Source organism: Brasilonema sp. UFV-L1, assembly GCF_012912105.1.
GTDB lineage: Bacteria > Cyanobacteriota > Cyanobacteriia > Cyanobacteriales > Nostocaceae > Brasilonema.
Genome location: NZ_QMEA01000052.1, coordinates 1 through 13,469 on the forward strand (window position 1 = coordinate 1; position 13,469 = coordinate 13,469).

At 40.5% G+C, this 13,469-nt stretch carries 13 protein-coding genes; 7 read left to right on the forward strand and 6 right to left on the reverse strand.

Annotation, left to right across the window (positions count from 1 at the left end; genetic code table 11):
- Positions 1-59: 59 nt before the first annotated feature.
- Complete coding sequence (locus DP117_RS16315) at positions 60-698, forward strand: sigma-70 family RNA polymerase sigma factor (RefSeq protein ID WP_169219369.1); 639 nt, start codon at positions 60-62, stop codon at positions 696-698.
- Between the two features lie 92 nt (positions 699-790).
- Here DP117_RS16315 and DP117_RS16320 read toward each other — a convergent pair whose 3' ends face one another.
- Positions 791-1,672, reverse strand: coding sequence for a hypothetical protein (locus tag DP117_RS16320; RefSeq protein WP_169219344.1), 882 nt, complete (start codon positions 1,670-1,672; stop codon positions 791-793).
- Positions 1,673-2,083: 411 nt separating this feature from the next.
- Between DP117_RS16320 and DP117_RS16325 the strand changes: the two genes are divergently transcribed.
- On the forward strand, positions 2,084-2,386 hold the full coding sequence (locus tag DP117_RS16325; RefSeq protein ID WP_169219345.1) for a DUF2288 domain-containing protein: 303 nt from the start codon (positions 2,084-2,086) through the stop codon (positions 2,384-2,386).
- A 296-nt stretch (positions 2,387-2,682) separates the two neighbouring features.
- Here DP117_RS16325 and DP117_RS16330 read toward each other — a convergent pair whose 3' ends face one another.
- Positions 2,683-3,213 carry a YdcF family protein gene (locus DP117_RS16330; protein WP_169219370.1) on the reverse strand — a complete coding sequence of 177 codons (531 nt, stop codon included), beginning with the start codon at positions 3,211-3,213 and terminating at the stop codon, positions 2,683-2,685.
- Between the two features lie 1,142 nt (positions 3,214-4,355).
- Positions 4,356-5,456, reverse strand: coding sequence for a tocopherol cyclase family protein (locus tag DP117_RS16335; RefSeq protein WP_169219346.1), 1,101 nt, complete (start codon positions 5,454-5,456; stop codon positions 4,356-4,358).
- Between DP117_RS16335 and DP117_RS16340 the strand changes: the two genes are divergently transcribed.
- Together DP117_RS16340 and DP117_RS16345 are read left to right on the forward strand one after the other, a co-directional pair.
- Positions 5,440-6,078 carry a DnaJ domain-containing protein gene (locus tag DP117_RS16340; protein ID WP_339381271.1) on the forward strand — a complete coding sequence of 213 codons (639 nt, stop codon included), beginning with the start codon at positions 5,440-5,442 and terminating at the stop codon, positions 6,076-6,078. The two genes, DP117_RS16335 and DP117_RS16340, sit on opposite strands and share 17 nt — an antisense overlap.
- A 53-nt stretch (positions 6,079-6,131) precedes the next feature.
- On the forward strand, positions 6,132-8,330 hold the full coding sequence (locus tag DP117_RS16345; protein ID WP_248277686.1) for a WD40 repeat domain-containing protein: 2,199 nt from the start codon (positions 6,132-6,134) through the stop codon (positions 8,328-8,330).
- Positions 8,331-8,952: 622 nt separating this feature from the next.
- On the opposite strand, the gene DP117_RS16350 is transcribed toward DP117_RS16345, so the two are convergent.
- Positions 8,953-9,252 carry a GNAT family N-acetyltransferase gene (locus DP117_RS16350; RefSeq protein WP_169219348.1) on the reverse strand — a complete coding sequence of 100 codons (300 nt, stop codon included), beginning with the start codon at positions 9,250-9,252 and terminating at the stop codon, positions 8,953-8,955.
- Between the two features lie 39 nt (positions 9,253-9,291).
- Positions 9,292-9,603: a hypothetical protein gene (locus DP117_RS16355; RefSeq protein ID WP_169219349.1), complete on the reverse strand. Its 312-nt coding sequence runs from the start codon at positions 9,601-9,603 to the stop codon at positions 9,292-9,294.
- A gap of 166 nt (positions 9,604-9,769) precedes the next feature.
- On the opposite strand from DP117_RS16355, the gene DP117_RS36975 reads away from it, so the two are divergent.
- Positions 9,770-10,459, forward strand: a complete 690-nt coding sequence (locus DP117_RS36975) for a pyridoxal-dependent decarboxylase (RefSeq protein WP_282440290.1) — start codon at positions 9,770-9,772, stop codon at positions 10,457-10,459.
- Entirely contained in the window at positions 10,387-11,190 is an 804-nt protein-coding gene (locus DP117_RS36980; RefSeq protein WP_339381273.1) for a pyridoxal-dependent decarboxylase, read from the forward strand. Before DP117_RS36975 ends, DP117_RS36980 begins: the two co-directional genes overlap by 73 nt.
- Here the strand turns inward: DP117_RS36980 and DP117_RS16365 are convergent.
- Positions 11,182-12,009, reverse strand: coding sequence for a metallophosphoesterase (locus DP117_RS16365; protein ID WP_169219350.1), 828 nt, complete (start codon positions 12,007-12,009; stop codon positions 11,182-11,184). The two genes, DP117_RS36980 and DP117_RS16365, sit on opposite strands and share 9 nt — an antisense overlap.
- A 197-nt stretch (positions 12,010-12,206) precedes the next feature.
- On the opposite strand from DP117_RS16365, the gene DP117_RS16370 reads away from it, so the two are divergent.
- Positions 12,207-13,349: an AAA family ATPase gene (locus DP117_RS16370; RefSeq protein ID WP_169219351.1), complete on the forward strand. Its 1,143-nt coding sequence runs from the start codon at positions 12,207-12,209 to the stop codon at positions 13,347-13,349.
- The last annotated feature ends 120 nt before the right edge of the window (positions 13,350-13,469 follow it).

Genomic DNA, 13,469 nt, shown 5'->3' on the forward strand with positions numbered 1-13,469 from the left:
CGATAGGGTCAGCGTTGGGTAGTTCACTCAACACACTTATTCCTCCTTAATTTCGGATGGTGCAAATTCCTTATTTTCCTGAAGCTAATCACCCACTGATTAAGTCACTGTTTCATTATGCTGACCAAGAACTGCTAACTCTTGTTCAGCAAAACCCGCATGCAGGTAGATATTTTACAGCGATTTTTTGCCGCTATAACCCAATAGTCTACACCTTGATTCGGCATTCAGCGCGATCGCCTGTGCAAGCTGATTATCTTTTTGCGCTCACCTGGCGACATATTTACTACGAACTCAATGGACTTGATTTAAACAGTAGTCAATTTACTAAAGAGGGTCTGACGGTACAAAATTGGCTGATTAATATCACAGCTTACTGTATCAATGAGATTCAACTTCCTCCTACAGAAGCAATTCATTATTCTCTCAAGGAGACTTCTCCACCATTGTGGTGTTATGTAGAACAAGCTTTAGACCAATTGCCACCCATTTTACGATTGATGATTTTGATGGCTCAAACGTTTCGGTGGAGTGAAACGAGAATCGCAGCTTACCTACAAGCTGAAGGGGAAATTATCAAGCCAAGCGAAGTCGCGAATTTACTTCAATCAGGGTATCTCATGCTAGAGGAGAGATTACCAAAAGATATCCGCGTCATTTACTTGGGCGAAAATCTTCTTCAACCTGGGGCTGCGTAGAAAAAAGGTTGATTCTGTTTCAAAAAAACAAACGACAGCCATTTCAGTATTTCACTAATCTGGCTGCCACCAGGAGTGAAAATTGCACGACTTTAATTCAAAAAGACCTTACCATCTTTTTGAATTCTTACGACACCCTGCTTATCACTAGCTCTTCTTTGTTCATCCAAAGAAAGTTCTATCAATCCTGACTCGGTAGATGTTGGAGTGACTTTTACAAAACCATTGTCTTGACGAACTGTACTAATAGTCACAGGAAGTGGCAAGTTTTGCAATACAACTTCTGTACGACCAGAAAGAACACGCTGCCCTGTATACCCAAGTGCTTCATAATTGATTCGAGCATTCGTGTTATTTCTCAGCCTTACAGAGACTTTTCCGTTAGCAGGAGTGACTAAAGCAATAGGACTTTGGTTTTGTTCTGGTAAAGGGGGTGTGATATTAGAATTTTGTCTTTGTTGACTGCTGGGATTATTTTGAGATTGAGAAGATGTCCTGACAGTATAGTCATCTGTCGTTCCTTGTCTGGTAGAAGTCCGAATTTCGGATGATGAGGTGTTCGTGTCTTGTCCGGTGCTGGTCGTCGTGGACTGTGACTGGCTGCTGTAACTTTCGGTACTATTTTCAGAACGGTTGTATGGTGTATCACCGCCTACACCTTGGTCTACCTGTTGTTGTGTTGGTACAGGTTCGTTAGAAACATTACCTGGAGTCACACGTCCTTGCTGTTCTGATTGTTGAGTAAAGGCATTAGGTTTACATCCTTGCGGAACCAAGACTCTACTGTTGTGGGGTTCTTCGTAGAAAATACTGGGGCAAGGGTTAATTTTAGAACTACTTTGTTGGCGAGGTTGCTGAGGTATATATTGCTGAGCTATTGCTTGAGGAATTACAGGTAAGCCAATAAGTAATCCACCACAAATAGCTCCTAAAAATTTAGCAGACTGACTCAATTTTTGGTATTGCTGGCTCATAATGACCTCTTTGTAAAGTAATTTAAATCTCTCAATCACATGAAAACTCTTGCAACAACAAACAGCTTTTTTGAGGAAACATAGAAGACTGACTTGCTTATTGTTTAGACTATGCTTGCTTTTTAAAAGTTTTTAAAATTTCACAATCATAATATAACAATCACTAATCAATTCGTACTCTAACTATAGGCATGAAAAGTTAAGCAGGTAAAAAAGGCTTCTATACCACAAGGATTAGAAAAGTCAACCCCCTCCCTTAGAACAAGGAAGCCAGATTTTGTTACAGACAATACATTGTTTGTGGGCGCAGCTTCTGACTTCTGACGAATGATTCTCCCGTATGGCTTCCCCGAACGCCGTCAGATTTGATTTTGTATATGATAATGATTAATGACTGATAACTAATGACTCATGAGTAATACCAATATAAGAGCAGAATTAACAGAAAACTTAGATGAGGCAGAGTGGGAATGGTTGATTCCGCATGCACAACGGGATGCTGTGATTGTCGTGGCGGTAGAACTAGATTTACTGGATGTAGGAGTGGCGATCGCCAGTGATAATATCTTAGAAGTGCAAACCTGGATAGATGAGGCATTGATTACCAAACCCTCGGTTACACAAATAGGAGAGTGGAACACCCAACGTGCAAAGCGATTTGACACTTTGATTGTCCAACCTTACGTCCTTGTACAAGAAAAAGCTGCTTCTTAAAACAAAAAGATAAATTCATTGCTACGAAAACTCATATGTTTGAAAAAGTGGAGTTTTTCGATAAAGTTTTCGCAGTAGCACACAACAATTGAGGATGCTGGTCAAAATCAATGAACAATGAACAATGAACAATTATCAATGAGCAATTAACAGTGAACAGTGAACAGTTATCAAAATAAGCAGCTTTCTTGAACTGATAACTGATACTGCGCTTCCTTGATAACTGATAATTGATAACTGACAATTGATTGGTTAAGCGTATACTGTTTCATAACTAATTTTTATAGTTTATTTGATCACTGTTTGTCTTGCGATTCATCAGCACCTGTGTAACCGGTAGCAACCCAAACTATTGCTCTGACTCCATCACGGATAGATTTTTCAATCGGTTCGGGAGATGTTTCAGAAGGAACTGTAATCGGTTTAAAATCAATTCCTCGGCTACCCAAAACAATTTCACCAATGACTTTGGCACGCCGCATATGGTAGTCAGAAGTGACTAAATACACACTTTTTATACCTCTTTTTTTCAAATCATCCACTAGTGTTGTAAAATTTTCTACAGTATTAGTCGCTCTGTAGTCTAGGCGTAACCGCTTGATATCAACTCCAGCTTTAGCAAACACCTGTTTAGTCACCCTTGGAGGACTACCCCCAGAAATTAAAATGGGTAAATGGGGGTGCTTTTGGGCAAAATTTGCTGTAAACTTCTCTCGCTCTAGTTTAGATGTCGAACCACCCAAGACCAAAATTGCTTGAGGCTGCGTAAATTGGCTTTGAATTTCCTTGTAACCCCATAACATCGCTAATGGTAGTGCTAGGAGCATAAACTGAGAATAGATACCTTTAAATTGTTGCTTTTTCAAGGGTCTACCACCTCGGTAGCTTAAACAAAAACTTTCTCGCAAAAATAATAACGTAGATTAAATAACGTAGATTATCAGAGCGCTAAAATATGTGCTCAAATTTGTATTTGAGTCATTTTTTGTTCGATGAGTCGTCCGTAGTTATTCTGGTATAGATACTTCTCTTTGGTAAACTCAGTATCAGTAGACTTTTTGACAAACTACGACGACTTGTGATTGTCAGAGTTTATAAGGATAATAGACGCAGATTTTCTATCACCTGTGCCTATCCAAAAGAAGTCAGAAGACTGAGGTCAGAAATCAGAAGACCATTAGGTAAACTTTTTAACTGTTACCTGATTGTAAACTACCGAGACGGGGTATTAAACCCGTTTATTCCCCACTCGCTTGGGTAGGCGTTCTGGCTTCTGGCTGTTAAGAACTGAATTCTTTGTTGATAAATAAAGAGATATCTCCAGATTTAATGGACGATTTTAACCGCTATCTAAGCAAATGCAAAGGTTTTGTGACTAATTTATCCAGTTTCTGGACTTAGGTAAACAAACCCGGTTAAGAGTAAAAATCGTATGTTTAACAACCAAATACGAACAAAGAAACCGGTTTGCTAGCAGATGGTGCATAAATCCTAAGTTTATTAGACAACGGGACTGGCCAGATTCGAACCGGCGACCTAGCGCTTCAGATTTGTGTGAGTTTCCCCACTCTCTGGACTATACCTTCACCATAGGCTTTAAGCCCTTAGGCGGTAGCTTTCTAGTCTCTACACCTTCCTGAGCAAAACTGCATCATCAATGACATAGTTTTAGGCTCAGGCTTGGCTCGGTATTCCCATGAAGTGCTAGCATCGTGGTCAAAATACAACCAATCTGACTTTTTGCTGTCGCTGCTGTGCTGCTTTCCACAATCATTTAGAAGCATCCTACTAAAAGGATTAAGCAACGCCAGATTGTGTAAACAATGCTTTCTTCTCTTTTTAGGGTTCACCGAATTTAACTACATTCACTCATAGAGTTTCCCCTATGGTGCCCGATAGTTCAGGAGGCGCTCGCTCTATCCTGCTGAGCTACAGCCCCAAGTGAATATCATTTTACATGATACCATCTTTAACTGGACTGCCAAGAATTGTCCCAAGGTCCACCACCTATTTCTAATCCACATAGTTTGCTATGTGCTTTCCGGATAATTTTCCTTTTTCCAATACCGAATTCTCGCAGTTCAACATTTAACTCTCCCTGCATAGTGTCACGACAGCAAAATCTTAAACCATTTGTTGTTGGGGCACGTAAAGGAGTTCCGGATGAATCGGTTGTTCCTGTAACCTCAATTTCGTACTGCAAATTCTGTGCGTGCATTTGCCATCTACCCCAAGGCTGAATATTCCAGTGAACTTTGCTATTCCAGGGTACAAATTCATAGAACTTGCCTTGATAGTGTATGCCAATCATGGCTACAGATTCCATCCACCATAAAACACCGCGTCGTCCGCCGCCAGCAGTCAGAGCAAAGTCGGGTTCTCCTTCAAAGCTATTGCAGTTGATCCAAAACCATCTTTGAGGAAAAGCGCCTCCCCAATTTTTCTCGCCGTAAGCTGGGGCGTTAGTAAATTCGTAGCGTTTCCCATTCCAGTCAATCCAACCGGAAGCTAAACCATGCGCCATCAAAATTTGCCATCCGGGTTCAAAAATTTGCAAAAATGACAGCCAACCTGCGGTTGATTGCTGAATACTTCCTATATCACCCCATCCGTAAATGGGTTGAATTTCATATTCCCAACGACAGTAACGACCAGTTGCAGGATCGTGAATGACTCCTTGATTGAGAGTCGCTGTTGCTTGGTAACCTTCTTGAATGTGGTGTTCAAACTCTGGTGACGGAAGATAGAGAGGTTTGGTGTGTACGAGGTCTGTTTTGCCCCAATGACCTAAGCCCAAAACGTCACGGCTAGCCCAAAATTTGCTCACATCCGGAAACGTCCGCCAGAGATACTCATCATTGGGACCTAAAATTTGTGCTCCTCCGCCACTATGGTATTTACCACCGATGGGGTCTTCAATAGAATACATAAAAGCAAAAGTTTGACCTTCTGTGGGCAATGTCACACGATAATACCAACCTTCAAAAAAGCGACGACCAGTACCATCCCAGTGATAACCGCTGTGGGGTGTTTGGAGTGAATGATGAGAATTTGTGGAAATAGTTAACATAGATTTACCATGCTGCCTATTTCCCAGTATGAGCGATCGCCTTAACATAAATGATGCCTACTCTATCCTGGGACTCAAACCCGGTGCATCGCCACGAGAAGTTAAACTAGCCTATCGTAAGCTTATCAAGATTTGGCATCCGGATCGGTTTTCTCATCCGCACCAAAAACAAGAAGCAGAAGAGAAAACTAAACAAATCAACGAAGCTTACAACAAGCTAAAATCTTATCTGCCAAGTTCTGCTCATTCACCCAGTCAGACAAAACAGACACACGTTTACACAAATCGCTCCAGTGCCGAACTTTTCTACAACTGGGGAGCAGAGAACGCAAAATCAGGAAGATACGAGGAAGCAATTGCGGACTTTACTCATGCCATTCGTCTCAATCCTGACTACATTGACGCGTACAAGTACCGTGGCTTTATCTGCTCCCTACTGGGATATGAGTATCGAGCAACTTCTGATTTAAGTAAAGCAGCACAGATGGAAGGAAAGTTGAAAAATAAACAGGCTCATTCTGCATCATCCTCAACACAATCCAGAACATCCCGAAGGAAATCAAAACTCACATCTTTTTTAGAAAGATTTTTGCAGTGGATTAAGCGCCTTGCTGGAATTTAAGAGGTGATTTTGATGCAGTTTCCATCCATCAATGCACTTGTTTGTGTCATGTCTTGTTGACATGGGAAAGTGAAGCACAAGAAGTGAGAAATTTCTTAGAAGAAGATGAGGATAGGCTATTGAAACCGCGTTACGCGCTCAAGCTGTTTTTTGATTCACGCACCAAGCACAAAAGTCAACCTATTATGACCAAATTCCACTGGCTAGAAGTTGGTGAATACGCTTCCCTCTCCCTCTCTGCACTAGGATTAGTCACAGCAGCTGTTACGCAACAGATGATTTATGTAGCAGCTCCTTTGACTGTAACAGTTTGCTTAAACGTTGCAAATCGCGAAAGGTTAAAGTCTTTGACTAAGCAGCATCAACAGTCAACAATTGACAAACTGGATTTATTTATAGATCCACTCAGACAACGACTGGCAAACTTTGATACTTTCACTCAAAAACTGAGTGCAACAACACAACAACAGCTTGAGGAATTACGAAAGAATGAGCAGCAAGATATCAATATTTTTACAGAACGATTTCAAGAACTTGATACATCTTTGCTAGAGATAACTACAAAAATTCAACAGCAGATACAGACTTTAGCGCAAAATCAGCAAGAACAGAATATTGACGACTTGAGACAGCGCCTGACTCAACTTGACACCTTAACGCAACAGTTAAGTACAAACACGCAAAAACAGATCGACCCAATTTATCAGCGCCTTGCACAACTTGATACACTCACACAACAGTTGAGTCAAAACACTCAACAGCAAATGCAGGAGGGACAAAGTATTGATGCAACGAATCAACGACTGACTCAACTCGACACCTTTATCCAACAGTTGAGTACAACAACAAAACAGCAGATAGACCCAATTTATCAGCGTCTTTCTCAGTTAGACTCCTTTGCACAGCAATTGAATCAATATACTCAGCACCACATCCAAGTCTTACAGCGAACTCAGCAGGAACAAAATATTGATGGGATGAGAGAACATTTGACTCGACTTGATAACCTGACACAAGAGTTGAGTACAAATACTCAAAAACAGTTTCAAGAATTTCAGTATGCGATCGCCCTACTTCAGACAGAACTCCAAGAATTGTCCCAGGTAAAGCAGCAATACCAAAGCGTGTCCGAAAAAAAGAAAAAACCAGAAGGTTTCAAGCCTTCAGGGGGAACGACTAAACCACCAGCACCTGTTCCGGAAAAGAAGCAAAACACAAACTCTTCTCCAAATCGATCCCCAATCACGCTCATCCAAAACTCGAATTCTCAACTCAAGAATACAACACCTGAGGTTTCTACACCTGCTGTCACTCCACCTCCATCACCACCAACATTACCCCCAACAGCACAAGCTTTAACAACTGAACCTGTTTCATATAAAGTAACGTCTATCGCTTTTAGTCCGAATGGGCAAACATTAGCTAGTGGTTCTGATGACAAAACTATTAAAATTTGGCATTTGGCTGACAAGGAACCTCGCATTCTTAAGGAAACAGGTGGATTTTCCTGTTCTGGTGGAGTGAATTCTGTAGCATTTAGTCCTAATGGACAGCTTTTGGCGAGTGGAAGTGATGACAAAACGATTCAGTTGTGGGAGATTGCAACAGGAAAGCAAATCTGTACTTTCACGGGACATAAAGATAATATTTATACTATTGGCTTTAGCCCAGATGGAAAAACTTTAGCCAGCGGTAGCAAAGATAAGACAGTCAAGCTTTGGTCTATAGAAACACATAAAGAAACATCTACACTCCACGGACATTGTGATGAAGTTTTCTGCGTTGCTTTTAGTCCAGACGGAAAGATTTTAGCCAGCGGTGGTGCAAAGAAGGATAAAACTATCAAAGTCTGGTATCTGGATGAAAATAAATTTTTGACTCTTAAGAGTCAGTCTGAAGAATTGGGAGGAATTCATTCTATTGCTTTTAGTCCAGATGGTAAAACTCTTGCCAGTGGTGGTACAGATAAGACAATTAAAATTTGGCAACTCTCAAGCGGTCAAGAACTCAGCATTCTTACAGGACACTCTGATACTGTATATTCAGTCACTTTCAGTCCAGATGGTAAAACTCTTGCAAGTAGTAGTCAAGACAAGACAGTTAAACTTTGGCAAGTGGAGACAGCAAAGGAAATTCGTACTTTCACAGAAAGTACACAGCCAATTTATTGTGTTGTTTTTAGCCCAGATGGTAAAACATTAGCTACAGGCACCAATGGTGAAAATACTATCATGCTATTGCCTTGTTGTTGAGCCGAGCAGAGTACCTGAAGACTACAAATAAACTTCATCCAGTCGTGCTGTCAAAAAAGACTATATTTATAACAAATTTTATAAAATGTTAAGACAGATGAATCGTCATAAAATTTGGTAAATATATACACCCTAAACGACGGGACAATGCTAACTTAAAAATAGGCACATGCAAGTTAGATATGTAAGTAAGATATATCTAAGTCTTCTGTGTTAGAGCTTTGTGCCTCCTGCTCTAATATATGATTCGCAATCAATTCTCAGTTGTCGTGTTCTGTGTGATGTGTTTTCGCCTAAAGTTTAGTAAAGTCGTTTCGGAGGTTTTTTTAACTGACAGCAAAAATGCCTGCTTAGCTGAAAGAAAAGACACACAATGCGTGAAGATATTGATTGTGAAGCTTGTCCACCTTTAGTTGAGTGACTTTCTTCTCATTTTTTATTTTTTGAATCGTTCACACAAAATAAACCGCTGAAAGCTGCTGATACGCATCCATCGTAGCTTTTGGCGGTTAGTCTGTTAATGGCTGATTTCAAAATGAAAAGAAGTTTTTTAATCTTCACGCCCTGCTCCAGAGTTTCCAGCTCTGCTGTTCACTACAAGATTGCAAAGGACAAACTGGTTTCAGAAAAATGAATATAACATCAATATACAACCGGCTGACTCTTTAATAGATGAAAATACTTTCTCTCCTTGAAATGTGTATGAATCGTAGAAGAATGTCACCTGTTCTCTAAAACCTAATTTTCTAAATATATGCTGAGATATTAGTCCAGTCGCTTCTGCAATTGCTAAAGAAAAATTGTGTGAATTGGCTAGTTTTAAGTTTTCCTGTATCAAAGTTGTCGCAATTTTCTGATTTTTATATTCATCTTGAACTCCTAGCATAAAAATATGCAAGATCTGACCCAATTCCAAATCCAAAGGTTGTCTCGATGTATAACTTGAATCTAATTCATGTAATCAAGCAAGAAGTGGTTCAAATTTCCCGCTAATCTCATCCAGAGGAGGAGGTTCTGTCATCAAATCTTCTGAGATGACAAAACCAACAACCTTTCCATTGGAATCGGTGGCAACAATAGAAAGTCCGTCCTCAATCGCTTTTCTACAGTAAGATTCAGCGAATGTCTTAAATTCTTTAGAGTTTATTTTTAAAGCTCTAGTCATTGGTTCATAATTCGCAAAGACTTGAGAGCATAAATCAGCAGTTTGCTCAAAATCATCTGGTTGAATAATTCGGAATTTTATTCCATCCTTTTCATGGATAATCTTCACTAAAGTTATCTTCAGTCTTCAGTAACTACATCTGAAAAATACCACAAAACCAGGGAAATTTAGCAGAAAAAACAGAAGATATAATATATTTTGATTTTCTGATTTTTTTAGCTTCCCTGTATCTAGTAAATTGATATAAGGTTTCGCTCGTATTAGAGGCTTTGGAATGGAATCGCAACAAGACTACCACATGTCTCCAGAGGAATTTCGCCGTTGGGGATATCAAGCTATAGACTGGATAGCCAACTACTTAGAGAATGTCGAGAACCTACCCGTTCTTTCTCAAGTTGAGCCAGGGGACATAAGAGCTAAGCTACAGAATGCACCGCAGCAAGGAGAATCTTTCGAGGCAATTTTGAAAGACCTTGATGAAATTATTATCCCAGGACTCACTCATTGGCAATCTCCCAACTTCTTTGCCTTCTTTCCCACCGGGATTTCTGCACCATCGATTTTAGGAGAGTTAATCAGTGCAGGGTTGGGGATACAAGGAATGTTGTGGACTACTTCTCCTGCTTGTACTGAATTGGAAAGCCATGTTTTAGATTGGCTGGTAGATATGCTAGGGCTACCAGAACAGTTCAAATCTTCTCAAGCAGGGGGAGGAGTCATTCAAGACTCGGCTAGTAGTGCAACTCTTGTAGGTTTGCTCGCAGCTAGAGAACAGAAGACAGCAGATATTAACAAGCTGGTTGCGTACACTTCAACTCAGGCGCATTCGTCAATGGAAAAAGCCGTTAAAATTGCGGGGCTGCCAGTCGGGAAAACTTGCGAGCCCTTGAGGTGGATGCTAACTATGCAATGCGTGCTTCGGCGCTACAGCAGTGCATCGAAGCGGATATTAAGGCGGGGTTGACTCCATGTTTTTTGGCTGCTACTGTAGGAACAATCTCATCCAATGCGATTGATCCGATTCCGCAGTTAGGAGAAATTGCGCAAAAGTACAATATCTGGCTGCATGTTGATGCGGCGATGAGCGGTACAGCCGCCTTATGTCCAGAATTTCGGTGGATTCATCAAGGGCTAGAGCAAGCTGACAGTTATTGCTTTAACCCTCATAAATGGATGATGACTAACTTTGACTGTACCTGCTTCTACGTGCGCGATCGCGCCCCACTGATTCAGGCACTCTCAATTATGCCAGAGTTCCTGAAAAATCAGGCAAGCGATTCGGGCAAGGTCATTGACTATCGCGACTGGCAGATTCCTCTAGGACGCAGATTCAGAAGTCTCAAACTTTGGTTTGTGATTCGCTATTACGGTATTGAAGGCTTACAACATTATATTCGCAAGCATGTCGCTTTAGCACAAGAATTTGCTCAATGGGTAAAATCTCACCCAAGCTTTGAGTTAGTTGTGAATCCTCCCCTGAATTTAGTCTGCTTTCGGCACAAAGGTGGCGATAGCATTAACCAGGAAATCCTCAATAGTCTCAATTCCTCAAGCAAACTCTACCTAACTTCAACTAAGCTTGACCAAAAACTAACTTTAAGAATGTCGATTGGACAAGCAACAACAGAAAGCATAAATGTGGAGCAAGCGTGGAAATTAATTTGTCAACAAGCTGATTCATCCAACCTAGTTTAAAGTTATCACAGTGACTTCTGGTGGACAAAATAAACGCCCTGGTGGATAAGTCCCTAACCCACGATTAACGTAGAGCTGATTTGTTCCTACCTTGTGAAAACCCTGCGCCCATTCCCAGTGTCTGACGACTTTAGAACAATCTCCTCGCAAAAATGGCACCCATCGCCGCAGTTTTCTGGGAAGTTTGCGAATAAACGGCTTATAATAGACTACTAAGGGACCAAGTCCTGGAAGTACAATTTGAGCACCGTGGGTATGACCAGACAGTTGCAAATCCACTCGCCATTTTTGTAAGATTTCAGCACTATCTGGGTTGTGAGATAGCACAATGCAAGGTGTAGTCCCATCTAGCTGATTCATCACAACTTTAGGGTTAAATTCTCGTGACCAGTAATCAGCTAACCCAACCAGAGGTAATTCTTTGCCTAAAGGATATGCAATTTCATTCCAAAGAACTTTAATACCTATACTCTCAAATGCAGTGCTTACCTCTGCTTTGGAACGACTGTAATAGATATCATGGTTACCAAGTACAGCGTAGATCCCAGTGCGACTTTGAAGATGTTTGAGTCGTAGCACAAGCTTGTGAATTGGTGACGGATCGTCAGTCACATAATCACCTGTTAAAACAACCAAATCGGGTTCAGCTTCGTTGCTGATTCTGATCGCTTCTTCCAACATTTCTTCCGATAGCCGCTTACCGTCATAATGCAGGTCTGACATATGTACCAGCTTCGTACCTTGTAACGATGCTGGCAATCCTGCAATATGAACTGTCAACTTCTCGACGCTTAGAGGTCCAGATAACAACCAGTGCATTGTGCTGACATAACTCCTATTACCAGCGCTTACAGCTTAACAAATCATCTGGCAACGAGTATAGAACTTGGGACGACTTTTTGAAAAATTTATGAAAGTTCTTAGAGATGTTAAACTAGATTTCGTCTTCACGAACATTCGTTGTCACAAAGTGATTTAAGCTACGATTAGCTTACTGTATCCTTAAATCTCAATTTATGGAGCCTGCTTACACAAAAGACTATAGTCACTTTGAACAGCATGTAGTAACACTTCTCCATAGAGCGGGTTGGACAGTGATAGCTGCCAAGTTAAACCAGCCTGGTTATGATTTTGTTGTTAGAAAAGGAAACTTAGTTGGCGCTGTCTGCATCAAATGGCTAAGAAACAATGTCGCAGCACCCCAGCTTTTAAAATTTGCCAACTTTTTAGATTCTGATGAAGGTAATAAATTTCAATTTGGCTTATTCATCACAACAAAAGGTTTTAGCGGACCGGCACTGGCTTTAATTAGATCATGGGGTAATGATGCTAAAATTCGCTGTGGAATTGCTCAACAAAATAAGCTCGTTGGTATTGATGGCGCTGATTACGAAGCTAGAGTTAATGATGATTCTCTTCAACCAGAAAAAGTTTATTTTGGCATTTTTACTTGTAAAGGAGGAGTCGGGAAAACGACCATAGCAGGACATTTAGCAGGAGCATTTGCACTACAAGGATTCAATGTAGCACTTGTAGATTTAGATCCAGAACAAAATTTGCAAAAGCTAGTGGGAGATGGAATTTTTGTTCCTAATTCTAAAGGTAGAGGAACAACGATAGAAGTGTTTGATGGCAGAGATTGGCATGAAGATTCCGCACGTGATTGTAAGATAGTTATTTGCGATTGTTCGCCTGCACTTGAGCGTAACCCCACAAGCTTGGTCGAAAAATTTCACTATTGCATTATACCAACTACCTTAAATCCACTCGGCTTAAATAAGCATGGTAAAGTCATTCGAGACACTGTGACAGAAATACGTCACATCAACAAAAATGCTCACTTATTTGTCTTAGTGAATAACTTCAAAAATCCTGGTTCTCAGAAATTAAATATTCTCAGAAAAGTTTATTTCGAGACATATAAAGATATTCTCAAAATAGATGATAAGTTTCATTGTATAGACCCAGCAGAAGTTTGTATTCGTGCTAGTGAACAACTTTATTACTGGGGAATACATATTCTGGAAAATCCAGAAAATCCATCGAGTAGACTGGCATTTGATTTGATTGGAGGAAAGTGCTACCCACGTGATGATTTTATCAGCTTGGCAGATTACATCGAGAGAAAAGCTGGTCTTGGAATTCTGCGGGGTTCCTAATATAGAAATAGTGATGCAGCTTTTCTACAAAAGAAGTTATAGAAAAATGGATCAACCTGTTTTTGGTAACTGAAGTGGATGCTGTATACCAATTGGTGTATGAAAATGCGCCTCCTTATA